This is a genomic window from Priestia sp. D3YE.R1, assembly GCF_049199565.1.
Classification (GTDB): domain Bacteria; phylum Bacillota; class Bacilli; order Bacillales; family Bacillaceae_H; genus Priestia; species Priestia aryabhattai.
Window position 1 is genome coordinate 20,132 of the sequence record NZ_JBLTHW010000007.1, and the last position, 23,971, is coordinate 44,102.

The window sequence follows — 23,971 nt, forward strand, 5'->3', positions numbered from 1 at the left end:
ACTAGAAGGGAGAAAGAAGCATGGAAACGATTAGAATGACCACAGCACAAGCATTAGTGAAGTTTTTAAATCAGCAGTATGTTGAATTTGATGGAAAGCAGCACCAGTTTATTAAAGGGTTTTTTACAATTTTTGGGCACGGGAACGTGGTAGGTTTGGGACAAGCTTTGGAAGAAGACCCAGGAAATCTAGATGTCTATCAAGGGCGCAATGAGCAAGGAATGGCCAATGCAGCGATGGCTTTTGCCAAACAAAAACATCGAAAGCAGATTATGGCTTGCACATCTTCAGTGGGCCCAGGCTCAGCAAATATGGTTACAACGGCAGCCACCGCTTCAGCTAATAACATTCCCGTTTTGCTGCTTCCCGGTGATGTATTTGCAACTAGACAGCCGGATCCCGTTTTGCAGCAAATTGAACAGTCATATGATTTATCTATTTCTACAAACGATGCTTTTCGTCCAGTAAGCAAGTACTGGGATCGCGTAAGCCGACCTGAACAATTGATGACAGCTATGATTAATGCAATGCGTGTGTTAACAAACCCTGCAGACACGGGAGCTGTAACTATTTGTTTGCCTCAAGATGTGCAGGGAGAAGCATGGGATTTTCCAGCTTACTTCTTCCAAAAGCGCATTCACCGCATTGAGCGCCGTCTTCCGACTAAGGACAGTCTATCAGATGCGATTCAATTAATGAAAACAAAGAAAAAGCCAATCATCATTTGCGGAGGAGGCGTTCGGTATTCAGAGGCAGCACAAGAATTAAAACAATTTGCTAGTGAGTTCCATATTCCATTTGGAGAAACTCAAGCTGGGAAAAGTGCCGTTGAAAGCGACTATCGCTATAATCTTGGCGGAATTGGTGTAACAGGGAATTTAGCTGCTAATACAATTGCTAAAGAAGCGGATTTAGTAATTGGAGTAGGCACACGATTTACTGATTTTACAACAGCATCTAAACAGCTTTTTCAACATCCGGAAGTACAATTTCTTACCATTAACACGTCTGAATTTCATGCAAATAAACTTGATGCTGTGAAACTTGTAGCTGATGCAAAAGAAGGTCTGCTTGCTCTTAGCGAAGAGCTAAAATCAATTGGTTATCAGTCTGGTTATACAACAGAAATTACAAGTGCTAAAGACGCATGGGACATAGAATTAGAGCGTCTGCATAGCATACGTTTTACCGGTGCAGATTTTGTTCCAGAAATACAAGGTCATTTAGATGAAAGCTTAGCTGAATATGTAGAATCACTTGGTACTCAATTAACGCAAACAGAAGTGATTGGAGAGGTGAATAAGCTCCTTGATGACAACTCCGTCATCGTTGGTGCAGCAGGAAGTCTTCCAGGCGACTTACAGAGAATGTGGAAGTCTAATAAACCTAATACCTATCATATGGAATATGGATATTCATGTATGGGATATGAAGTATCAGGCGCACTTGGAGTTAAGCTAGCGGAACCAGCTAAAGAAGTGTATGCGATGGTTGGAGATGGAAGTTATCAAATGCTTCATTCAGAGCTTATTACAAGCCTTCAAGAAAGAAAAAAGATAAACATTTTACTGTTTGATAACTCCGGATTCGGATGCATTAATAATCTTCAAATGTCAAACGGTATGGGGAGCTTTGGCACAGAGTTTCGCTATCGAAACGATGAAACAGGAAAACTAAACGGAAACGTGATGAAAATTGATTTTGCAGCCAGCGCCGCAGGGTACGGTGTAAAAACGTATCGCGTAAGTTCTCTTGAAGAATTAAAAACGGCGATAGAAGATGCACAAAAACAAGAGGTTTCTACGCTAATCGATATTAAAGTGCTGCCAAAAACTATGACGAACGGTTATGAATCATGGTGGCATGTAGGAGTAGCAGAGGTATCTAAAAATCAGCATGTACAGGAAGCTTATGAAGATAAGGTGAAAAATCTTGAAATGGCAAGAGTTTATTAAGAAGCAGGAGAAAATGAGGTTGTTGAAGAGAAACATTCGATAAATATAAAAGAGGTTTTCATTTCATATAAGGGAGAGGAAGAGATGTTCAAGGAAAATACGGTCAAACTGGGGATTGCTCCAATTGCTTGGACAAATGATGATATGCCTGAACTGGGAGCTGAAAATACATTCGAACAGTGTATCAGTGAGATGGCTTTAACCGGTTTTAGAGGAAGTGAGGTCGGAAACAAATATCCGCGAAATGTTTCAATCTTAAAAAAGGCATTATCGCTTCGGAATTTGGAAATTGCAAGCGCGTGGTTTAGTACATTTTTAACAACAAAGCCGCTGGAAGAAACGGTAACGCCATTTATTGAACATCGCGATTTTTTATACCAAATGGGAGCAAAAGTAATTGTTGTGTCTGAACAAGGGCACAGCATTCAAGGGCTGATGGATGTTCCTTTATTTAAAGAAAAGCCTGTGTTCACGCCAACAGAGTGGAGCAGACTTACAGAAGGCCTGCACCATCTTGGGAAACTGGCACGAGAAAAAGATATGCATATTGTCTATCATCACCATATGGGAACAGGTGTACAAACAACAGAAGAAATTGAGCAGCTAATGGAGCTTACCAATCCGGAGCTTGTTTCGCTGCTATTTGATACCGGTCATCTTGTCTTTTCAGGAGAAGAACCTCTTCATATCTTAAAAAAATATCTGCACCGTATTAAACATGTTCATTTAAAGGATATTCGTCAAGAAGTAGTTGATCGGGTCAAAGAACAAGACCTAAGCTTCTTGCAAGCGGTAAAAGAAGGAGCTTTTACTGTTCCAGGTGACGGAATTATTGGATTTGATGAAGTGTTTACTACGCTTGCCGCTTCTGATTATAACGGCTGGTTTGTCGTAGAAGCAGAACAGGATCCAGCGCTTGCTAATCCTTTTGAATATGCGCTAAAAGCGAGAAATTTTATTAAAGAAAAAAGCGGTCTTTAATTTCGAATGTAAAAGACTTAATGCCTTTTATATGCTTATCAAGTGAAAGGAGGAGGGGAAATGAAGCCAACCATTTATAGTGTGGCTGAAGAAGCAGGTGTATCAATTTCTACCGTATCAAAAGTCATTAATCAAACTGGTCATATTAGCGAAAGAACAAGACAAAAAGTAATTGAGGTTATGGCGCAGTTGAATTATCATCCAAGCGTCGTAGCATCTGCTTTAACAGGAAAACCCACTAAAACGATTGGGCTTCTCGTACCCGACATCTCCAACCCTTTTTTTGCCGACTTGGCGAGAAGCATAGAAGACCGAAGTCATGAGCAAGGTTTCCATGTAGTAATGTGCAATACCGATAACGATGCGGAAAAAGAGAAGAAGTATCTATCGCTGTTAATTCGTCAAAGAATCGATGGTTTAATTGTAGCATCTGCTTTTCGCAATGCTAATCTTTTAAAAAATATGCTTAAGCAAGATATACCGATTAGCGTTATTGCTTCAGAAATTCCTCACATATCCGTTAATACAGTGACAGTGGATGACTACAAAGGGAGCTCTTTGGCGACTGATTATTTGCTGTCTTTACATCATGAAAAAATTGCAATTATTACAGAAAATGCAAAAAGTAATCACGCTCGTTTAGATGCTTTTCGAGACGCCATGCAAGAAAACGGAATCATCGTGTCACCTCAACATGTTATTACGACCGAAGCAAGTATTCAAAAAGGATATGAAAGTGCTAAGCGGATTTTTTCAATGAAGGAGAAAGTGACGGCTATTTTTGCTTGTAACGATTTACTGGCTATCGGCGTTATGCAGGCGGCAAAAGAATTCAAAATTGATGTGCCGAAGGACTTATCAGTGATTGGCTTTGATAATACCGTTTTTTCTACTACTATTACGCCCATGTTGACGACGGTAGCACAGCCGACAAAAGAAATGGCTGTAAACGTAGTGGATTTGCTGGTTAGAGAAATGGAATACCCAACGATGCATAAAGAACATTTGCTTCTTGAGCCGAAATTAATTATCCGGAAATCAACGGCTCCGTTACGAAGAGACGCTACAGCATCTGCAAATAATTGAATACAAGCAAGAGTATTGCTGTTAATAAAAACTCATCATAGTCACATATTCAAAAGAATCTATAGAGTCTATAAAGAAAAAATGAGTGATTAGTAAATTCTGATTGCGCTACTACATAAAGGAGGAAGTTAAGCATGCTAGTTAAATTAGGTGAATTAAATAAAGGATACAACGTACTTACAGAAATGGCCGGTCAGCACAAAGATATGTTGATGGATATTGGGATCTATAATATGTCTCAAGGAAAAGAGGAAACCTTGCTAGACAGCAGCAGTGAAACGGCTATTCTTTTACTAGAAGGAAAGGTAAAGCTAGAGTGGGAAGGACATTCGAAAGAAATTCAGCGTCAGTCCCTTTTTGAAGAAGAGCCTTGGTGTTTGCACGTTTCAAAAAATGTGGAGGTTAAAATTACCGGGCTTGCCGATAGTGAAGTACTAGTTCAAAAAACGGATAATGAAAAAGAGTTTTCATCAAAATTATATACGCCTGAAGATTGTCAAAACACAGTGGCTGGTGAAGGAGTATGGGAAGGTACTGCTCAGCGTGTAATTCGAACAATTTTTGACTACAATAACGCTCCTTATTCTAACCTTGTTATTGGAGAAGTGATTTCTTATCCAGGAAGATGGTCGAGTTATCCGCCTCATCATCATGACCAGCCCGAAGTGTATTACTATCGTTTTGACAAGCCGCAAGGATTTGGCTGCGCAATGGTTGGAGAAGATGCGTACCGTGTAGTTGATAATAGTTTTATTACAATTCCTGGTGAATTAGATCATCCTCAAGCAACGGCTCCTGGCTATGCGATGTACTTCTGCTGGATGATTCGCCATCTTGATAATAATCCGTGGACAGACCGTATTATGGAAGAAGAGCATAAGTGGTTATTAGAGCCGGGTGCAAAAATTTGGCCTGAAAAATAAATAAAGATCTTTATACGAAATGGGTTTCAAATGTTGAAAAACCCCTAATAAAAAATAATTATGCGTAAAATAATAGTTTATTTTTGTAAAATATGTTTTTATATGTTAAAGTATAGCTTGTATTAATATTCAGGCGATGATATCGCTCTTTTTGGCAGATTCCTTTTTTAGGAGTCTCTTTTTTTTCTAAACAGAAGCAAGAGATCGTATGTCAATCAAGAAAAGGAGATAAGCGTAGCCGCTTATCTCCTTTTCTTTTTAGCATTATCTAACGCTAGGTTCTTTTTCACTACTTTTTCTAAAGCAACCTCCACGTGAACATTTTTTTCATCGATGTCATTCACAAGCACGACGGTTCCTTTTCGTCCCTTAATCTTTAAATCATCACCCGTAGAAGGAATGTTTTCCCGCAGCTGGCTTAATAGAAGCTTTCTGTTTTCAAAAAAGTGGACAGCCACCATTTTATCTCACCTAATTTCATATGATATGTGTGATACAAAGATGTGTATATGAAATCCTTCCTATACATTATGTCGTCAAGGGTGGTTTTAGAACACATTGGATAGACAATTGTTTCATCAATTTATGAAATAAATAGAATGACATAGTTATAAATCTCCTATCCTTGGACATACTTATACTACTAATCTAAAAAGGGATGTGGATGAAAATGAAGGTAGCTATCGGATTAAGTGTATTTACGGTCGTTACAGGAGCAATTGCTTTAGGGGCAGTTTACTTTTTAGCAGGTATCTTTTCTTTTTTCTTAACGGTTTTTTCATAAAAAAATCCACCAAGAGGTGGATTTTTTTATTTAGCAGCGGCTTTTGTTTCATGAGGTGAATTGCCGATAAATCCAAATTTCCCGCCGACAACTTCTTTTACTTCGTGGATGACAATAAAAGAATTCGGGTCAATTTGCTGGATTTTCTTTTTAATTTTTAATAGCTCATTCTTTTTAATAACAACGTAAATGATACGTTTATCTTTATTGGCGTAGTAGCCATATCCGTAAAAGATTGTGGCTGCATTTCCAAATTCACTGGTGATGACTTGCGCGATGTCTTTATATTGATCGGACATAATCGTCATTGCTTTTTTGTTGTGGAAACCTTCGATAACAATATCGACGATTTTGGCGCAAAGATAGACGAATATAAAAGTATAGAGCGTGTTGTTGACGCCAATGGCAAAAAACGATGCTAAAATAATGACGCTGTCCATGTAGAACATACTTTTAGAGATATTATAGCCTTTTGTGTAGTTTAATAAATAAGCTAAAAGAGTTGTACCGCCGGTAGATCCATCCGCGATAAAAATGAGTGCCAGTCCTGTTCCCATGAGTAAGGCGCCGAATACAATTCCTAAAATCATGTCGTGAACGTGAAAGGGAATATAGCTGACCAGACCTAAGAAAACGGACGTCATGACAGCTCCTAGAATCGTATAAAGAATGTTTTTTTTAGTTAGGAATTTATAAGCTAAGGCAATGAATACAAGGTTCACAAGAAATGTGCTGATACTTGTAGGAACATGAAATAAATAATATAAAACAAGAGCGATACCAACCGTACTTCCGTCACCTAATTTATTTGGAATAACAAAAAAATCAATCGATGCAGCAACTAAAAGCGCTCCGGCAATAATTAAAATGATGTCTTTATAGATTGTTTTCAATATGCAAACCTCCTTGATCATTAGGATATTTTCACGTAGATAGTCTTTCACAAATGATAAAATAAAAAACGTCTTAGAAATTGTCTAGTTATAAAACTGATCAACTTCTAAGACGAAGAATTACGATACGTGTATATGTCTTGATCCTGCTTTTCTATGCTTTGATGTCACCGATTATATAAACCTCTGACCGCTATGTCAACGCTATAAGAGATGTTCAACTTTTCAAAAAATAGAAGGCGGTTTCCTTCATAAAAAAAGAATCCTTTGCGACGGCGCAAAGGATTTTCAAATTTATTGGAATAGGGGGAATACGTTATTAGAATTGCCATTTTCATAAATTAATATACCTTTATTTTTAAAAAATTATTTGTTAATGACGATTGAAAGTTTGTAATTCACATGCTGATTTAGCTCTGTCAAAAAATCATTTAATTCTTCATTTGAATGAAATTTGCATTCTAGTAAGTAGCAGCCATCGCCGCTGATTTTAAAGTTGTTGATAACGTACTTCTGCTGACTTTCTATAAATGTAAGGTAGGGGTGGTGATGAATGCTCTGTGTATAGATATTTAAAAATGCATGGACGGTGTAGCCAAGTTTTCGTTCATCAATGTTAATTGTGTAGCCTTTTATAACGCCTTCATCTTCTAATTTTAATACTCTAGCAGAAGCGGCTTGTCCGGTTAGATGCACTTTCTCTCCTAATTCTTTCATCTTCATACGTCCGTTTTTTGACAGCTCTTCTAGTATGCGTTGATCTGTATTATCTAATAACATCGCTACAAATCCTTTCGTATGTCTAATCAAAAGGGTTAACTACTCGATTTCAACCATGTATACGGATATGTCTTCTATTTTATACTAAAGAAAAGTAAGAAAAAAGAGCAGTCAATGTTCAAGATATAGAAAGCGACATTAGTTTGTAAACAGCTAGATTGACGAAAGCTTAAGCTTGCTGTATGATTCTTTGAGTGTTTACGTGGTTCGTAACCATCCCACGTTAAAAAACTAAGGAGAGAATAGTAAGATGAATATAAGAACACTTTGCGTCAACGGACTTTTAGCGGCTATGTATATTGCTGTTAGCATGTTAATTCAGCCGTTTGGCTTCACCAACATCCAATTTCGTATATCAGAAATGTTCAATCATTTAATTGTGTTTAATAAAAAGTACGTGTACGGCATTGTACTAGGGGTATTTCTCACGAATTTGTTTTTTTCACCAATGGTCGCTTATGATCTGGTGTTTGGGGTAGGACAATCTGTACTATCATTATTTATTACCATTTTTTCTATGCGATACATTAAGAGTATGTGGGCTCGTATGCTTATTAATACACTTGTGTTTACGTTTACGATGTTTATTATTGCGTTTGAACTGCACCTAGCATTTGATTTACCATTTTTCTTTACATGGTTAACAACAGCTGTTGGTGAGTTCGTTGTTATGCTTGTTGGAGCACCAATTATGGCGGCAATTAATAAACGTGTACAATTTAATAAGCTAGTTGGATAAAAAGATGCGAATGTGATAAATCTCACAGCCGCATCTTTTTTTCTCTGTTATTCTATAGATGTAGTGATAAACCCCTTATTATTGAAGAGCTTTTCACGCATGGACAAATTACCCATATCTAGCATGTGAAAAGAGCAGGTCGCATTTGCGTTCTGCTTTTTTTGCGTAAGGAAATAGCAAGTATTCGATTAGATTGTTTTGAAAGAAGGAGTGACAAATCTCACAGCGCACTCTTTGTTCTTTTGTTACGATATACATATAGTTGGCAAACTCCTTATCGAAAAGTTTTTCGCACAACAACACATTACCTATGCGTAGCAATTAAAAAAGCAGACTGAAGAGGTTTGCTTTTTTAATTGTTTGTTTTTACCATTAAATAACTTTTTTGAGTTATAATTGTAAAATAATCTTTGTTACGAGAGAGGGGATTATTTTTTTGAATAGAAAGTTAGGAATTCTCGTTTTATTAGCGTTAGCCATCTTATTTGCCGGGGGTTCAAAAGAAGAAGACAACATTCCTTTAAGAGAACTAGAAAAGATACATATTAACGTCATCAAAGAACAAAAAATGAAGCAAGGGATTTCATATGAATTGGAATTCGTAAACAAGAGCGATTTGACCATCAAACAAAACGACGTATTTTTATCGTATCCACTAAAAATAAAAAACGGTTATTCTGAAAATAAATTTAAGGTGTTAGCGGAAGGTAATAAGTTAAATATTAAGCCAAAACAAAAGGTGAAGTTAACTGCTTTTCTTCCTTATAAAGGGACTAATAAAGAAGCGTTAGCTATTGATGAGCCTGACGTAAAGTGCATAGGATATTGGAATAAGGTCGATGACTACCATCAATTTTCTTTTGGAGGATCTTTGAAGCGAGAATAATAGAAAGTTATTTGTTAAATAGTGGAACTTAAAAGGTGTGAAATCGTATATAAACCAAGGGGGAGATTTCATTGAAGAGATACGGACTGTTTATCATTAGCTTCATCGTGTTGCTAGGTAGCTTTCAACTGCTATCAGGCATGATTCTTACGCTTTGGTATGTTCCAGAAAGCGCAGATATGTAGAGTTCAATTGAAGGTTTATCAAATGAAGTCATTTTCGGCAGTCATTCACCTAGCTTTGCTTTTGCAATTCCCATTGTAGCAGCTACAGCCGCTTTTTTCATCTCTAAAAAATGGGTTAGGAAAAGTGCATAAGGGATTTATAAAGGTGGTGAATGAACAGTGAGTGTAGATACGGATAGGTTAGTTAGTTTCTTTATTTTATGGGGAACACCGGCTGTTTTTAGTATAATAGAGTACTTTAAACTGAGTAAAACTGAAAAAAAGAAGTTATCCGAGACTTAACATCTTTAAAATCTATTGTAACAACAGGATTTATATTGATTGGAGGAGTGTTGGCGAGTTTAGGCAGGTTGTTATCTCTGCTGTCTCTGCACCTTATAGGTACTTTTATTTTAGTCATTGGTGGTGTCGTTGGCGCTATTGAAGCATGGAAGGTAAAAAGAAAGAATAGTATTGTTATCCTTGTTTTAATAGTATCTATGATTGCTTTTACATTTATAATATAAATTCTGCATATAACAAGAGCTGCTCAAATTATGAGCAGCTCTTATCAGTTTCTTACTTATTGTGTTTCAAGCTGCTGATCTTTTTTCTTTAACGTAAGAGCGAGCAGGAACGAAACGATGGCGAAAGCGATGGCTACATAATAGACGGTATGGACCCCGCTTGTCATACTTTTTATTTGTAACAGCGTTTTATTTGTTTCATTTGATTGTTGAATAAAGTGCTGAGAAGCCATAGTCATAATACTTGTATACAAAGCGGGTCCGATCGCACCTGACACTTGGTTAATCGTATTTGAAATGGCTGAACCGTGAGCGTGAAGAGGTTTAGGTACTTGATTTAAAGCAAGCGTCATCACGGGCCCTATGCTTAAACCTACCCCAATTGTAAAGGCGGCGTATAAAACAGCTGCGGTCATCGTAGTTGTTTCGCTTGAAATGGTAGTGAACAAACTTAAAATAAATGTTAAAAGGATTAAGCCTGTTAAAAGCAGCGGTTTAAATCCAATTTTATCAAACAAACGTCCTCCGACCATAGCTGTTAGAGCCAGCGTTACTCCTCCTGGAGGCATAAGAAAACCTGATGGTAGCAACTCTATACGGATCAGTCAATCTAGACGTTTAGGTCTTGTATAGGAGTGGAGATTGACGTTAGTTTGACAGGTGTAAGCATTGCTTGAGATGTTAAGAATAAGATTATAAAGTATTTTGGAACTATACTTCTATTACTGTTAAAAAAATATGATCCAGTAATGAAATTAAAAGAAGACGAGAAGCGTATAGCATGTTACGATAGGGACGGTATAGAAATTGACACATATCTGTTTCTAATAGAAGAGACAAATTTTAAAATTTTTAAATGTAAGGTTGTGATTCACCTGAGACTGAATAAATTTATTAGCGAATCTGGCAAAGCGTCAAGACGCGGGGCAGATAAGTTAATTAGTGAAGGAAGAGTAACCGTTAATGGAAAGGTTGCAAAAATCGGAGATCAAGTTGAGCCTGGCGATGATATTCGAGTAAGCGGCCAACAGCTTCGGATTGCTCGAAATAATGTATATATTGCGCTTAATAAACCAGTCGGCATTACAAGTACGAGTGAAAAAAAAGTAAAGGGAAACATCATTGACTTAGTCAATCACCCTTTGCGTATTCACCATGTCGGACGACTAGATAAGGATTCAGACGGCTTAATTTTACTTACAAATGACGGCGATATTATTAACGAAATTTTACGTGCAGAAAACAAGCATGAAAAAGAATATATTGTTGCAGTAGATAAGCCCATTACACCGGAGTTTATTAAAAACATGTCTGAGGGAGTAAAGATTCTAGGTACAAAAACGCTTCCTTGTAAAGTGACACAGCTGTCTAAGTACGAGTTTCAAATTATTTTAACACAGGGCCTAAATCGTCAAATTCGCCGTATGTGTGAAGTGCTGGGATATGAAGTATACCGTCTTCAGCGCACGCGTATTATGAATATCCATTTAAACAACTTACCTGTTGGGCAATGGAGAGATTTAACGAAAAAAGAGCGTACGCAGCTATTCAAAGAATTAGACTATGAACCTAAAGAGTGGTAAATCAAAAGACACCAGCCTGTTAGACTGGTGTCTTTTTTTATTCGCATACAACTACTTGTCTAGAAAATACGCTTTTGCGCGCTACGCAGCGATCTGAAATAGAAAAGCCAGCTTCATGAATCATATGGTCAATCGTATCTACTGTAATCACGACTACTTTATCCGCAAAGCGGCGAGCGTGTTTCAAAATAGAAAGCTGATCTTCAGGCGTCGCGTGGGTGTAGAGATTGTAAGGCATGTCGATGATAGCTACATCATAGTGAGTTGTAACATCCGAAATCGGTCCAGTTTTGACATCACCGCTTAAGCCGAAATGCGCAATATTTTCACGAGATCCGTCGGTCACAAGTGGATTGATATCGCGTCCTACAATATCAATGCCCATTGAAAGAGCCTCTACTAGGACTGTACCAATACCACAGCATGGATCAATCGCTTTGATTCCTTCAGGCTTTGGAACGGCAATGTTAGCTACAGCTCTTGCAAGGCGGGTACTGAGTGCCGTAGAGTATTCACGCGGTTTCTTCAAATGATGCAGCCATACAGCTTCGCTTTTTTGATATTTTCCAAAATACCAGCGTCCTTCAAATGTAACAATGCCAAACAAATGGTCAGGGTTATGCAAGTCTGCTTCTGCTACAAAATGCCAACCCACATCACGTTCAATAGCACGCTGACCTTTATAACTTATTTTTTGATCTTTTTCCAAGTCATTAATTTTCATAAAAATGAGTTTGAATGTTTGATCTCCAAGGTCAATATCTTCTACTTGTTTGCAAATATCTGCAAGGTCATCTGATTCATACATAATATCTAATCGCTCTTTGATAAAAGGGCTTCTGCTTGGATCAAGTTTAACGGCACTTTTTATGATAGGTTTCTCAGTTTCAATTTCAAAAAGAGAGCGTCTCTCTAATTGACATAGTGAGAGTTCCTCTTCGCTGCATGCGTATGTGTAGATATACTGGGGCAGCTGCGTATGGTTATTCAATATCGTATCATCCTTTATCGTATCTAATTATCCTTCTTCTCAAACAATAGCGAGAAAAGAAGAGAAAAGCAACGAATTTAAATATATTTGGCCGTGAATACTAAATTGAAGCGCTACATAGTCCACTTATTTGACAAAACATGCTAAAATAACTGATGATAACCTGCATGTGCTGCTGTTTATACAAAAGAACTGGATCAAAGTTTCTCAAAAATCATTTACACACTGCTGACATTTTGATGAATAGGAGAGGCTACGTGATGTCTAAAAGTGATCATGAAAAGCAACAGATGAGTCGGGCTGATATGAAAAAACAAGCCAAAACATCCTCGCAAAACCTTGTGATGAACGTACTCATTGCCATTGTATCTGTATGTATTTTAGCTCTTATTATAAATGTTTTTATACTAATGAAATGAGCCGTTATGCTGCTCATTTCTTTTTATTAGGTTCAGCTTTTATTGAAGTTTTTGAGGTCTCTTTCAGTAGAGAGCACATTTTGAATAGCATATCTTTTTTTTACAAATGATAGTTGTGATATGATGAAGCAATAATACATTAGACAAAAAGCTGGAGGTTACTTAGTATGCCATTACTCAGATTTGATGTAATAGAAGGAAGAGACGAAAAAGAGTTAAAAACATTACTAGACGCTGCTCACCGAGCAATGCTAGAAGCCTTTGGCGTGCCAGAACGTGATCGTTATCAAATTGTACACCAGCATCCTGCTCATGAAATGATTATTGAAGATACAGGTCTTGGCTTTGAGAGAAGCAAGGATTTGGTTATTATAAGTGTGACGAGCAAACAGCGAACAGAAGAGCAAAAACAAGCTCTTTACAAATTAATTGTAAAAGAGCTGGGAGAAAGCTGCGGTATTCAGCCAAACGACATTATGATTTCAATTGTTGAGAACGGTAATGCTGATTGGAGCTTTGGCATGGGGGAAGCTCAATTCTTAACTGGGAAATTGTAAAACGGTTTATTATCTAGAGAAGCCCTTATTTCTAAGGGCTTTTTCTCATTTTGTCTATAAAAATATTATTCTCTTAGTCACATCTTACTCAAAATTAAATACAGACATCTGTCAAATGAATGATACAATAAGCTTATATGCCGTTTTGAGTGGGAAAACCAAAAAAAGTTCGGCGTACTAACTTCAGAACAACAATAATTTTACATAAAGATGTAAAGATTTAAAGGTTAAAAGAGAAATGTATAAAATCTGTAAAACAAAAGAACAGTTACGCGTTAAATATAGGAGTAAAAGGTTCTTCACGTGTTTTTTCGGATAATAAGAGAAAGTAATTTTGATCATTGAGGAGGAACTTAGAATGTTTGGATTTGATGCAGATGTATCGCCGTTAGTGCGAATTAAAGTAATTGGAGTCGGCGGTGGAGGAAATAACACCGTTAACCGTATGATTGAACATGGTGTACAAGGGGTAGAATTTATTGCCGTTAATACGGATGCTCAGGCGCTTAATTTATCTAAAGCAGATGTGAAAATGCAGATTGGTGCAGCATTAACGCGAGGATTAGGTGCAGGAGCTAATCCAGAAGTAGGAAGAGAAGCAGCCGAAGAAAGCAGAGAACAAATTCAAGAAGTACTGCAAGGCGCAGATATGGTATTCGTAACAGCTGGCATGGGGGGAGGCACTGGTACTGGAGCAGCTCCGGTTATTGCCCAAATTGCCCGTGAACTAAATGCTTTAACAATTGGAGTAGTTACTCGCCCTTTCAAGTTTGAAGGAAATAAACGTACGAAGCAAGCAGTAGGCGGTATTACTGCGATGAATGAATCGGTAGATACCCTTATTGTGATTCCAAACGACCGCTTGCTTGAAATTGTCGATAAAAAGACGCCTATGCTTGAAGCATTCCGTGAAGCAGATAATGTTCTTCGCCAAGGTATTCAAGGTATTTCAGATTTAATCGCTGTTCCGGGGCTGATTAACCTTGACTTTGCTGATGTAAAAACAATCATGTCTAATCAAGGATTTGCGCTTATGGGTATCGGACGAGCTTCCGGATCAGATCGGGCAATTGAAGCAGCGAAAAAAGCGATTTCTAGTCCGCTGCTAGATGCATCGATTGATGGAGCAAGGGGCGTGCTGTTGAACATTACGAGCGGCAGCAGCCTGAGTCTTTACGAAGTACAGGAAGCAGCAGATATTGTCACGTCCGCTTCTGATCAGGACTTAAATATGATTTTTGGGTCCGTGATCAATGAAGATTTAAAGGACGAAATGATGGTAACCGTTATTGCCACTGGATTTGATGATGAAGACATTTCACCATCAGCTTCTACTTCTAGAGTTTCAAGAGCACGCTACTAAATTAAATAACAAGCTTTTATGGTGGTAATTGTTTTTCAATTGCCTTAAAAGGGAATCCGGTGCAAATCCGGAGCGGTCCCGCCACTGTAACAAGGAGCCTTATGTCAAGAAGCCACTGTCTATTTAGAGACGGGAAGGCGGTATAAGGCAGTGACTTGAAGCCAGGAGACCTGCCATAAATCGCAGCACACAATAACCTACGAGGATAGGGAGGTGTTTTGGCAGAATCAAAAATACGATAAACAAGGGATACGTTTATCTAGATTTGTTGTGAAGGCAAGCACTTCTTTTTTAAGAAGTGCTTTTTTGTGTATTTAAAATAGAAGGTGGAAAAATGAATGACAAATAATAAAAAACTTGTATCTATATTACTTTTTGTTTTACTTTGTCTTACTGCTTGCACGTCTCATGAAGAGAGTATGAGTATGAAAAAAGGAGAGAAAACGGATAAAAGCGCTACATTTTTATTTAATTTCACACCTGCAACCCTTGACCCCCATACCGATGATGATTACACGGCAGTTCGTGCCGGAGTGGGAGAGACGCTTGTTAAGATTAGCGACGATTTAAAACTAAAGCCTTGGCTTGCTGAAAAGTGGGAAACAAAAGATAACGGTCTTACGTGGACATTTGCAATAAGAAAGAACATCACGTTTCAAAATGGAAAAGCGCTGGATGCAAGCGCCGTGAAGTCTTCTCTTCAAAGAGCAATAAATCAAAGCTATGCGATGAGAAACGCTTTAAAAATCAAAGAAATGAAAGCAAACGGTCATATGCTCACAATTACGTTAAAAGAACCAATCCCTAAATTTCCTTCTGAATTAGTGCATCCAAATACAGCTATTATAGACGTTCATGCTTCTAATATAGCTAAGAAGCCCACTGGTACGGGCCCATTTCGCGTCTTGTCTTTTGATCAAGGAAATCAAGTGAAATTAGGGAGATATGAACATTATTGGAATGGGAAAGTGAAATTGAAAAACGCGATTTTTGCATTTAACGAAGATGCTAATGCGCGAGTTGCTGCTCTTCAATCTGGAACAGCCGATATTATTTATCGCCCGCCTTTAGAAAGCTTGAGCACTTTACAAACAGATCCGTCTTTTAAGGTAAGTGGAGTACCTAGTGTGCGTACCCATTTATTGCTTTATAATCAAACCAATGACGCATTAAAAGATGAAAATGTAAGAAAAACTATCGATGCTTTATTGAACCGAAAAGAAATTGTCAGCAGCATAATGAACAATCAAGCGGCAGCGGCTCGAGGGCCATTTTTACCCCAATTTCCTTTTGCTGATAGTACTGCTAATGATCAAAGAGGTATCGTATCTGCTAGAAAGTATTTGGAGAAGGCAGGTTATCAAATCAAAAATGGAAAAGCAATCAGAAACGGAAAGCCATTATCGCTCTCTCTTGTCACATACAGTTCTTTGCCAGAACTTCCTTTGATTGCTCAGCTTATACAGTCTAATGCGAAAGAGTTAGGAATCAATATTAAGATTCATCTCGTTGAGGACAGCGATGAATATTTAATGGCAAAAGATGATTGGGATTTAGCATTGTACAGCCTTATCACAGCACCTAGAGGGGATGCCAGCTATTATTTAAGTACGAACTATTTGCCCGGCGGTGGTTTAAATGCCAGCCGGATTAATGATGATAAGCTAACAAAAATGATTCACCAGTTAAATTCCACAGTAGATGACGCAAAACGAGATCAGTTAGCCAAACAAGCAACCGCCTTGATTAATAGAAAAATGCTGACGTCATCGATTGTACACCCAAACATTGTTGTTGCTTATAATCAAAAAGTGAAAAACTGGACAACAAATCCAAGCGAGTATTATATGCTGACTCAGCATTTAGATGTAACCTCATAGTCAATATTGAGGCATAGATAGGGAAAAGAGAACGTATAAAATGACAGATAAAAGGACGTGACAGTAACCGTGCAAGAAGTACAAATGTATCAAATTAAAGAAGTAAGAGAAAAGGATGCTGAAGTGGTTCAGTTTGTCATGAATATGCGAAATGAACTGTTTCCTATGCTGGAAAAAAATCAGCTTCCTGTGGATTTGCTTCATTTTAATGAACATTATGTTCAAGCGAAAGGCGCTGCTTTTTTTGCAGCTGTTACGGAAAGTCAACAAGTAATTGGGACCATTGGTTTATACGCTTACGATGGACGGTTTCATGCATTAAAAGAGCGATATGAACATAGAACTGCAGCCGAGATTGTAAAGTGCTATGTGGATCCAGCGTACCGACGTCTAGGCATCGGACAGCAGCTGTTAAAAGCGGTTGAACAATTTGCCCAAAGTCATTTTTATGACACGCTGTATCTGCATACTCATCCTTTTTTACCTGGAGCTATTCCTTTTTGGGCTTCACAAGGCTTTATCAAAAGGCTAGCTGAACAGGATGAACCATGGAATACGCTGCACATGGACAGAAAAATACAATGAGTCATAACGTAACGAGATAATACAGTAATTACCATGGAATCTATATACGGGCTCGTGCTATAATGAACGTAACTTACATTTATAGCCTGTAGGGCAAGTCCTTACAGAAAAGAACCACGTTTCGAATTGGCTGAAACGTGGTTCTTTTCTATGAAAAACAAATAAAAAAATATTTTTGAAAATATATATATGAAATCGCTTTCAATATAATGAAATATATTATATAATTACTAGTGTTGTGTTGTACTTTGTTAGTGTTAAATCAATATCCTACATGTGTGAGCCGATTGCCTTATGGTAGTCGGCTTCCTTTTTATGGTAGGATCCTAAAAGGAAATAGCATTCGTTAAAATGGCTGTAATCGTCATGATGATAGTTGTCCCAAAGGCCCATTTAAAAAGGAACTTTTGATGCTCGCCGAAATCTACTTTAACCAGTCCGATCAGAATGAAAGTAGCAGGCACTAAAGGGGATAGAGGAAACCCAGTTGTGGAATGTCCCAATAAAGCTGCTCGTCCTATTTCTACCGGTTCTACGCCAAAATTAGCGGCTGTATGGCTAATAACAGGCAAAATGCCAAAGTAATAAGCATCAGGTGAAAACACAAAGCTAAGAGGAAGGCTCGTTATTGCTACAACTAAGGGTAGGTGAGAGCCTAGCCATTCAGGAGTAAGACTGACAATTGTATTGGCCATAGCGTGCATCATTTTTGTTTCTGTAAAAACGCCTGTAAAGATTCCTGCTGCAAAAACTAATGTACTAACCATTACAAAGCTGTTTGCATGACTTAAGATTCTTTCCTGCTGCTCTTTTGGATGAGGAAAATTAACAAATAAAGCAATGGCAAAGGCAATGGCAAATAAAATGGGAATAGGGAGTATGTCTAAGATCAAGAGAGCCATTAAGCAAAGTGTCAATAAGGCATTAAACCAAAAAAGTCTAGGCGGCTTTGCAGGTGGCTCATGAGCTGAAAGCTGTTCAGCAAAAGCCATGGATGCCCCTTTTAAATGAATGGTTCCTAAGCGCGCTTTCTCTCTTTTTCCAAGTAAGTATGCTGAAAATAAAGTCCACATCAATCCGGCTGCCATAGCTGGAATCAGAGGGTTAAATAAATCTGATACTTCTAATTGTAGACTTGCTGCCGCTCTTACTAGAGGACCTCCCCAGGGAATCATATTCATAACACCCGCGCTTAAACTAATAACACACGCAAGTATTAGTCGGTTCATTCCTAATTTTGTGTACAAAGGAAGTAAGGCAGAAACCGTAATTAAAAATGTAGAAGAGCCATCTCCATCCAAGCCAACGAGCATTGTAATAACGGCAGTTGCCATTACAACTTTTAAAGGATCTCCTTTCACAATGTTTAGGATACGAGAAATCATAGGATCAAATAAACCGACGTCAATCATTAATCCAAAATATAAAATAGCAAAAACGATCATGATGGCCGTAGGAGCTACTTTCAAAATACCTTTCATCATCATATCTCCCATATCAGCACTAAAACCTCCAATTACCCCAAAGAAGATAGCGACAAAAATAAAAGCAACAACCACGGACAAGCGTTTACTAATAACAAGAAAAAGAAACGTTACAATCATTCCAAACCCTAACAAAGAAAGCATTATTCATCACCTCTTAAAAAAAGTTAGAAAATTCTATTAATTTATATTATAGCATTAGAATTAATGTTAAAGTTTGGTATTTTTAAATAAGATAGCTTCAAACTAAAACTACAAACTAAAAAAGCCGCCTTATAGGCGACTGATTTAAGCTAGGTCAGCTGTTATGGACTGCTTTTGAAGATGATCAGAAAGCAGGCTGTAGGCGATAATCTTCTTTTTGTATTGTTTCACGACGTCGACATGATCATGATAGCTGTATACGCATAATCGAACATCGTTTTTCCCTTTTTTCGTATCGATAACAAGTGGAGTTTCACTGTCTTCTAGGCGTTTATAATAGTCCTTATTTCCTTCATGGACATAATATTGTTTTAAAAATGTTGCTTTATTAAAATAATCAATCACTTGAATTTTATCTTTGCCTTCTAAATGTTTCCCATCAACTGTGACAGTAGCGTTTTGATCATCAAGTGTTGGATGTAATTGGAACTTGCTCAAGAGCCATTTGACAACTGGAGTTGGAAGACACGTTACTAATATTTTGAGCGCACTTACAAGAATAATGGAAAGTAGTACAATCCATGTCATAGTTAATCATCTCCGCTTAAATTAAATAAGATTACATACTTATTTTACCACAGAGAACATGATTGCTTTTTGTACATTATGTGAACCTTCTTTAGTGAAAAGATGTATATGAAATGCGTTTATTTATGCATATTTAGGGAAATATAAAATTATAACAAATACTACATATAAAAAAGGAGAAAAAATTATGTTGTGGACGATTATTGGACTTTTATTTATTTTTTGGTTATTAGGATTAGTTTTTCATATTGGCGGCGGCATCATTCACATTCTTCTTGTCATTGCAGTGATTGTGCTGATCGTAAAACTTGTGAAACGAATTTAGATATAAAAGGCCTTTCCTTAGGGAAAGGCTTTTTATGTGGAGAGATTATAAAAACAAGCTGTATTTCGATATAAAAAATCATATGTTTCCGTTACAGAAACCCTTTTGAGACGTGCTATTTCCTGAACGGACTGATGCATCATTGATGGAACAGTTGTCTGGTTTTGAAAAGGTCCTTCAAATGGCCACGGACCATCTGTTTCAATCATCAAATAGTCAAGAGGGTAATCCGTGGCAAGCGCTTGGATTTTAGGCTTATATACAATATCAGGTGTAACGGAAATATAGTAACCGTTGTTTTTCATTCGTTCAACGGTTTTTTTAGCTCCTTTGAACCAGTGGAAGTGAGCTTTAGACACAGAATATTTTTCTAGTAAGTCGCACACGATCTCAGCATCTTCATATACAGCATGCAGAATTAACGGCTTTCCCCACTTTTTTGAATGAATAATAAAAGCTTCAAGCAGCTCCAAATAGGGCTCTAGAGAAAGAGTATATGTCTGCCTTAAGTAATAAGGTAGGCCAACCTCACCAACAGCGATCATTTCTTCATTGTTTTGATCAATCCAAGCAAGCAGCTCCGCTAATTCATTTGAAGAAGGCAGCATTTGTTCAGGGTGAAATCCGTAGGCGGATTTCACGCAGGAATATAACTTGCTGATTTTTTGATTAAGTTGGCATGAGTGTAATGTAGAAGATACAGAAATAAGCGCTTTTAACGAAGGATCCTGCTTAATTACGTCTTTCCAGCTTTTCGGTTCATATTGATCGAGATGAATATGAGAGTCAATGATTAGTTTCATAATTCCCATTCCTTCCAGCCCAATTTGTTTAGAGATAATACGTAAAAAAAATGTATAAGTCTGCTATGCTTTCATCTCATTCTTTATTTGCTTTTTAGTTGCGTTTCCCCGTTTGGTAATAGATGAACACGTATAAATAATAAGAGCTAACCAAATGAAACTAAAAGCAATAACATGAGCTTTTGTCAGCGATTCATGGTATAGAACCACTCCTGCTAGTAAAGACAAGGTTGGTGAAATATATTGAAGAATACCAAGCATTGATAATGATACTTTTTTAGCACTTTTTGTGAATAATAAGAGTGGTAGAGCTGTGACCATTCCACTTCCCATTAATAAAAGACTTGTTGAAAAAGAATCAAAAAACTGCAAGTGTGATTGAAACGTGAGGTAGCCTATGTACACTAATGCAATAGGAGAGATGACCATCGTTTCAAGAGTTAATCCAATTGTTGAATCAGCTTTAATCTTTTTCTTTGCCAACCCATATAATCCAAAGGTAAGAGCTAAACTAAGTGAAATCCACGGAACTACACCATAATGAAGACTGAGTGTTAATACTCCGATTCCTGCTAGTATAAAGGCAAAAATTTGAGTCACGCTTAATCTCTCTTTTAAGAAAATGATACCTAATAAAACACTTGTTAGCGGATTAATATATTGGCCAAGGCTTGCCTCTACTATTTTCCCCTCGATGACAGCCCACATAAAAATGCCCCAATTGGCACTAATAAGTACAGATGCAATAAAAAGGGACCAAAATAAGGATGGTTTTTTCACTATTTGTTTTACAAACGTAATGTATGTACGCCATTTCTTTGTCATTAATAAAAGAATAAGCATAAAAATAAAAGACCAAAAAACGCGCTGAGCTAAAATCTCACCTGGTGCTACGTGGTGAACCAGCTTCCAATAAATTGGCGTGAGTCCCCACATAAGATAAGAAAGGACCGCATACGTCACACCATCTTTGTCATGATTTAAGTTCATTTAAAATCTTCTTCCTAGCATAAGATAAATTTGGTAGTAAGAGTCATAGATTAACATAAAAAAGCAGCATAAACGATTATATCACAGAGAAAAACGATTCTTTACATGTTGAATGGCTCAAAAAATCGCTATGCGCAAGACCATTGCTTTTCCATATCTAAAATAAAACCAAATCGCATGTTCCTACTAAGGTAAGTGCTTACAAAAGTGCGCATGATAAGCGTTCCTTCAGCTTATATTCAAGTGGTTATGAAAAACAGTTGATTTCCCCATTAGAAACTGTCAAGCTTAAGGAAGAAAAAAATCTTAGAGGAAAGAATATATAGGTGACGAATATGATCGAAATAAAAGTGTCTGCAATAAGCGACGGAGAATTTAATAGAGGTGTATTTGCTAAGCAGGATATAAAAAAAGGAACGCTTATTCACGAAGCTCCTGTTATCGCTTATCCTAATAAAGAGCATGATTTTATTGAGAAAACAACACTAGCGGATTATGCTTTTGAATATGGAGTGAATCATACGGCTATTCTTTTGGGGTACGGTATGCTGTTTAATCACTCGTATACACCCAATGCTACGTATGAAATTAATTTTGACAATCATACCTTTGATTTTTATGCATATACGGATATCCAAGCAGGAGAAGAAATTCTCATCAACTATAATGGAGATGAAGATGATCAAGAGCTCCTTTGGTTTGATCGTGAAGATGAAGAAGAACAAAAGTAAAAAGTTAAGCCCATCGAAAATCGATGGGCTTTTTATTATGCTTTTTTATCTGGATACATAGTAGAATTCAAACGGATGAATTGGTAAATATGCGTAATAATAACTTTTAAAACGGCATATCCAGGGACGGCTAAAATGATACCGATGATTCCGAATAAGTTTCCGGCGGTTAGAATGACAAAAATGACTGTAATCGGGTGAATGTCTAGGCTTCTTCCCATAATTTGCGGAGATATTACTTTCCCTTCAAGCAATTGAACAACTGCCCAGACAATGGCTAGTTTTACAAGCATGAAAGGAGAGGTAATAAACGCAATAATAATGGCTGGGATAATGGCGATAATAGGACCAAGGTAAGGCACAACATTGGTTACCATGGCGATAATCGCTAGAAGTAATGCATAATCTAACCCAATAATCAGATAGCCAATGAAAAGCAGTACACCTATACAAATCGCAACAAAAATTTGTCCGCGAATATATGCGCTTAATGCGTGGTTCATGTCGGCTAAAATGAATTTTGCTTCAGAACGAGAGCGGTTTGGAAGCAGTTTTACAATGTAATTAGGCAGATTTTTCCCATCTTTTAATAAGTAGAAAAGAATAAAGGGTAAAACGGCAACCGATAATATAATTTCAGTAATGGTGCCGACAAAGTTCACAATACCGCTTGAAAATCCAGAAACATATTTACTCAAGTGTTTTGATGCATCTTTTGAAATCTTATCTAGGTCCGTGTTAGCCGACTGAAGACCCTGTTCGACATATCGGTTATTTGAAAGATTCGTCACCGCATGCTGAACGTCATGCGTCAGCTCTGGGATATTATCAATAAGGCGGTCAACTTGATTTTTTAGAGGCGGAATAACCGATGAAATAATAATGGCTAATGCGCCGATAATCACTATGTATAAAACAAGAATGGAAATAATTCGTTTTACACCTTTTCGTTCTAAAAAGTCAACAAGCGGATTAAATAAATAAAAGCAAATTCCTGCTAAGATAATCGGCAGTGCGATTGTTTTAATAAAAATAGAGATAGGAATTAAAATAAATCCGATTTTTGATAACGAAAAAATAGTCATGCTGAGAATAAAAATAATAATTGTATATACAACAAATTTATTATTTAAGATTTTTTCTCGGAAAAAAGTTCCTTTCTGAGGTCTAGGTTCCAAGCTGTTCAACTCCTTTTAAAAATAAATGTATAGTTATCATACCCTGATTTAGCCTAATTTAAGAGGTTTTTTTACAAAGAAGTGTGCATACTAGTAGAAAATCTTCTAGAAAGAAGGGGTGAAATCATTGAAAGAACACAAACAGCCATCGTATCGTGATTTCTCTACAGTAGAAAAAAGCCACGAGTATATAACCGCTGAAGAATTTCCAGACGGTCCCTTCGGCTCTCCGGTTAATCAAAAACTGGGGAAATCTACTTCATGGGAAGAAGGGCAGCGAACGTATAGCGCATTTAATTATGAAAACAAAAACCTTCATGAAAAAGCTCAAAGGTTATTCCCAGGGGCCCACCCTGTACATGATAACCCAAAGGAACATGAACAAAATCCAAGTTAATGTCTTTATTATGCTCTGAATATATTGCCCTATCTTTTTGCTGAATTATATTGACAATAAGAAATTTAGCCTGTAATATAAAACGTAACTTATCACTGTTTCTACAGGATTCGACAAAATTTGATTTGCTTAAACTTGTGATCTCAACTTCTATTTACAGCTATTAGAGCGCTGTAAGTAGAAGTTTTATTTATGTTATCGATGAAAAAGAAAAAAGCAGGTCTGCTTCAGCAGA

At 37.2% G+C, this 23,971-nt stretch carries 26 protein-coding genes and 2 riboswitches; of the genes, 16 read left to right on the forward strand and 10 right to left on the reverse strand.

Going from position 1 to position 23,971, the window contains the following annotated elements:
- The first annotated feature begins 20 nt into the window (after positions 1–20).
- The 4 genes from iolD (at position 21) to ACOZIR_RS25195 (ending at position 4,945) form a co-directional block, all read left to right on the forward strand.
- Entirely contained in the window at positions 21–1,955 is a 1,935-nt protein-coding gene (gene iolD, locus ACOZIR_RS25180) for a 3D-(3,5/4)-trihydroxycyclohexane-1,2-dione acylhydrolase (decyclizing) (protein ID WP_045292477.1), read from the forward strand.
- Positions 1,956–2,039: 84 nt separating this feature from the next.
- Positions 2,040–2,936: a myo-inosose-2 dehydratase gene (iolE, locus tag ACOZIR_RS25185; protein ID WP_045292476.1), complete on the forward strand. Its 897-nt coding sequence runs from the start codon at positions 2,040–2,042 to the stop codon at positions 2,934–2,936.
- A gap of 60 nt (positions 2,937–2,996) precedes the next feature.
- Positions 2,997–4,022, forward strand: a complete 1,026-nt coding sequence (locus tag ACOZIR_RS25190; RefSeq protein WP_421536017.1) for a LacI family DNA-binding transcriptional regulator — start codon at positions 2,997–2,999, stop codon at positions 4,020–4,022.
- Positions 4,023–4,156: 134 nt separating this feature from the next.
- Positions 4,157–4,945, forward strand: a complete 789-nt coding sequence (locus tag ACOZIR_RS25195; protein WP_045292474.1) for a 5-deoxy-glucuronate isomerase — start codon at positions 4,157–4,159, stop codon at positions 4,943–4,945.
- A 242-nt stretch (positions 4,946–5,187) separates the two neighbouring features.
- Here ACOZIR_RS25195 and ACOZIR_RS25200 read toward each other — a convergent pair whose 3' ends face one another.
- The 3 genes from ACOZIR_RS25200 to ACOZIR_RS25210 form a co-directional block, all read right to left on the reverse strand.
- A complete protein-coding gene (locus ACOZIR_RS25200) occupies positions 5,188–5,406 on the reverse strand; it encodes a hypothetical protein (RefSeq protein ID WP_013055227.1) in 219 nt (72 codons plus the stop codon).
- 349 nt (positions 5,407–5,755) lie between these two features.
- Complete coding sequence (locus ACOZIR_RS25205; RefSeq protein WP_421536018.1) at positions 5,756–6,622, reverse strand: YitT family protein; 867 nt, start codon at positions 6,620–6,622, stop codon at positions 5,756–5,758.
- Positions 6,623–6,988: 366 nt separating this feature from the next.
- Positions 6,989–7,402, reverse strand: coding sequence for an Lrp/AsnC family transcriptional regulator (locus ACOZIR_RS25210; RefSeq protein ID WP_045292472.1), 414 nt, complete (start codon positions 7,400–7,402; stop codon positions 6,989–6,991).
- A gap of 196 nt (positions 7,403–7,598) precedes the next feature.
- A riboswitch (PreQ1 riboswitch) is annotated at positions 7,599–7,643 on the forward strand.
- A gap of 9 nt (positions 7,644–7,652) precedes the next feature.
- On the opposite strand from ACOZIR_RS25210, the gene ACOZIR_RS25215 reads away from it, so the two are divergent.
- The 3 genes from ACOZIR_RS25215 (at position 7,653) to ACOZIR_RS25225 (ending at position 9,718) form a co-directional block, all read left to right on the forward strand.
- Complete coding sequence (locus ACOZIR_RS25215; RefSeq protein WP_045292471.1) at positions 7,653–8,141, forward strand: QueT transporter family protein; 489 nt, start codon at positions 7,653–7,655, stop codon at positions 8,139–8,141.
- 436 nt (positions 8,142–8,577) lie between these two features.
- Entirely contained in the window at positions 8,578–9,027 is a 450-nt protein-coding gene (locus ACOZIR_RS25220; protein WP_045292470.1) for a hypothetical protein, read from the forward strand.
- A 502-nt stretch (positions 9,028–9,529) separates the two neighbouring features.
- Positions 9,530–9,718, forward strand: coding sequence for a hypothetical protein (locus ACOZIR_RS25225; protein ID WP_237758460.1), 189 nt, complete (start codon positions 9,530–9,532; stop codon positions 9,716–9,718).
- A gap of 56 nt (positions 9,719–9,774) precedes the next feature.
- Here the strand turns inward: ACOZIR_RS25225 and ACOZIR_RS25230 are convergent, their stop codons facing one another.
- A complete protein-coding gene (locus ACOZIR_RS25230) occupies positions 9,775–10,308 on the reverse strand; it encodes an MFS transporter (protein ID WP_272946330.1) in 534 nt (177 codons plus the stop codon).
- Between the two features lie 276 nt (positions 10,309–10,584).
- Here ACOZIR_RS25230 and rluF point away from each other — a divergent pair, with 276 nt between their 5' ends.
- Positions 10,585–11,301 (forward strand): 23S rRNA pseudouridine(2604) synthase RluF, encoded by a 717-nt coding sequence (rluF, locus tag ACOZIR_RS25235; protein WP_170836846.1) that lies wholly within the window; start codon positions 10,585–10,587, stop codon positions 11,299–11,301.
- 37 nt (positions 11,302–11,338) lie between these two features.
- Here the strand turns inward: rluF and ACOZIR_RS25240 are convergent, their stop codons facing one another.
- Positions 11,339–12,292 carry a TRM11 family SAM-dependent methyltransferase gene (locus tag ACOZIR_RS25240; protein WP_045292469.1) on the reverse strand — a complete coding sequence of 318 codons (954 nt, stop codon included), beginning with the start codon at positions 12,290–12,292 and terminating at the stop codon, positions 11,339–11,341.
- A gap of 260 nt (positions 12,293–12,552) precedes the next feature.
- On the opposite strand from ACOZIR_RS25240, the gene ACOZIR_RS25245 reads away from it, so the two are divergent.
- From ACOZIR_RS25245 to ACOZIR_RS25265, 5 genes are all read left to right on the forward strand, one after another.
- Positions 12,553–12,711: a hypothetical protein gene (locus ACOZIR_RS25245; RefSeq protein WP_014461742.1), complete on the forward strand. Its 159-nt coding sequence runs from the start codon at positions 12,553–12,555 to the stop codon at positions 12,709–12,711.
- 167 nt (positions 12,712–12,878) lie between these two features.
- Positions 12,879–13,268 carry a tautomerase family protein gene (locus tag ACOZIR_RS25250; RefSeq protein ID WP_045292468.1) on the forward strand — a complete coding sequence of 130 codons (390 nt, stop codon included), beginning with the start codon at positions 12,879–12,881 and terminating at the stop codon, positions 13,266–13,268.
- A gap of 358 nt (positions 13,269–13,626) precedes the next feature.
- The gene (ftsZ, locus tag ACOZIR_RS25255) at positions 13,627–14,631 is read left to right on the forward strand and encodes a cell division protein FtsZ (RefSeq protein WP_014461739.1); all 1,005 of its coding nucleotides are present in this window, start codon (positions 13,627–13,629) and stop codon (positions 14,629–14,631) included.
- Positions 14,632–14,633: 2 nt separating this feature from the next.
- Positions 14,634–14,823, forward strand: a riboswitch (cobalamin riboswitch).
- A gap of 146 nt (positions 14,824–14,969) precedes the next feature.
- Positions 14,970–16,511, forward strand: a complete 1,542-nt coding sequence (gene nikA / locus ACOZIR_RS25260; RefSeq protein WP_045292467.1) for a nickel ABC transporter substrate-binding protein — start codon at positions 14,970–14,972, stop codon at positions 16,509–16,511.
- 69 nt (positions 16,512–16,580) lie between these two features.
- Positions 16,581–17,096 (forward strand): GNAT family N-acetyltransferase, encoded by a 516-nt coding sequence (locus ACOZIR_RS25265; protein ID WP_052942389.1) that lies wholly within the window; start codon positions 16,581–16,583, stop codon positions 17,094–17,096.
- Positions 17,097–17,422: 326 nt separating this feature from the next.
- On the opposite strand, the gene ACOZIR_RS25270 is transcribed toward ACOZIR_RS25265, so the two are convergent.
- Positions 17,423–18,724, reverse strand: coding sequence for a CitMHS family transporter (locus ACOZIR_RS25270; protein WP_415383749.1), 1,302 nt, complete (start codon positions 18,722–18,724; stop codon positions 17,423–17,425).
- Between the two features lie 144 nt (positions 18,725–18,868).
- On the reverse strand, positions 18,869–19,312 hold the full coding sequence (locus ACOZIR_RS25275) for a YfmQ family protein (protein WP_411305901.1): 444 nt from the start codon (positions 19,310–19,312) through the stop codon (positions 18,869–18,871).
- Between the two features lie 187 nt (positions 19,313–19,499).
- On the opposite strand from ACOZIR_RS25275, the gene ACOZIR_RS25280 reads away from it, so the two are divergent.
- The gene (locus ACOZIR_RS25280) at positions 19,500–19,637 is read left to right on the forward strand and encodes a lmo0937 family membrane protein (RefSeq protein WP_013055244.1); all 138 of its coding nucleotides are present in this window, start codon (positions 19,500–19,502) and stop codon (positions 19,635–19,637) included.
- Between the two features lie 32 nt (positions 19,638–19,669).
- Here the strand turns inward: ACOZIR_RS25280 and ACOZIR_RS25285 are convergent, their stop codons facing one another.
- The gene (locus ACOZIR_RS25285) at positions 19,670–20,440 is read right to left on the reverse strand and encodes a TatD family hydrolase (protein ID WP_415383748.1); all 771 of its coding nucleotides are present in this window, start codon (positions 20,438–20,440) and stop codon (positions 19,670–19,672) included.
- Positions 20,441–20,503: 63 nt separating this feature from the next.
- Positions 20,504–21,430, reverse strand: coding sequence for an EamA family transporter RarD (gene rarD, locus ACOZIR_RS25290; protein WP_045292463.1), 927 nt, complete (start codon positions 21,428–21,430; stop codon positions 20,504–20,506).
- 335 nt (positions 21,431–21,765) lie between these two features.
- Here rarD and ACOZIR_RS25295 point away from each other — a divergent pair, with 335 nt between their 5' ends.
- A complete protein-coding gene (locus ACOZIR_RS25295) occupies positions 21,766–22,161 on the forward strand; it encodes an SET domain-containing protein (protein ID WP_013055247.1) in 396 nt (131 codons plus the stop codon).
- A gap of 35 nt (positions 22,162–22,196) precedes the next feature.
- Here the strand turns inward: ACOZIR_RS25295 and ACOZIR_RS25300 are convergent, their stop codons facing one another.
- Positions 22,197–23,339 carry an AI-2E family transporter gene (locus tag ACOZIR_RS25300; protein WP_013081622.1) on the reverse strand — a complete coding sequence of 381 codons (1,143 nt, stop codon included), beginning with the start codon at positions 23,337–23,339 and terminating at the stop codon, positions 22,197–22,199.
- A gap of 127 nt (positions 23,340–23,466) precedes the next feature.
- Here ACOZIR_RS25300 and ACOZIR_RS25305 point away from each other — a divergent pair, with 127 nt between their 5' ends.
- Positions 23,467–23,736 (forward strand): hypothetical protein, encoded by a 270-nt coding sequence (locus tag ACOZIR_RS25305; protein ID WP_045292462.1) that lies wholly within the window; start codon positions 23,467–23,469, stop codon positions 23,734–23,736.
- The last annotated feature ends 235 nt before the right edge of the window (positions 23,737–23,971 follow it).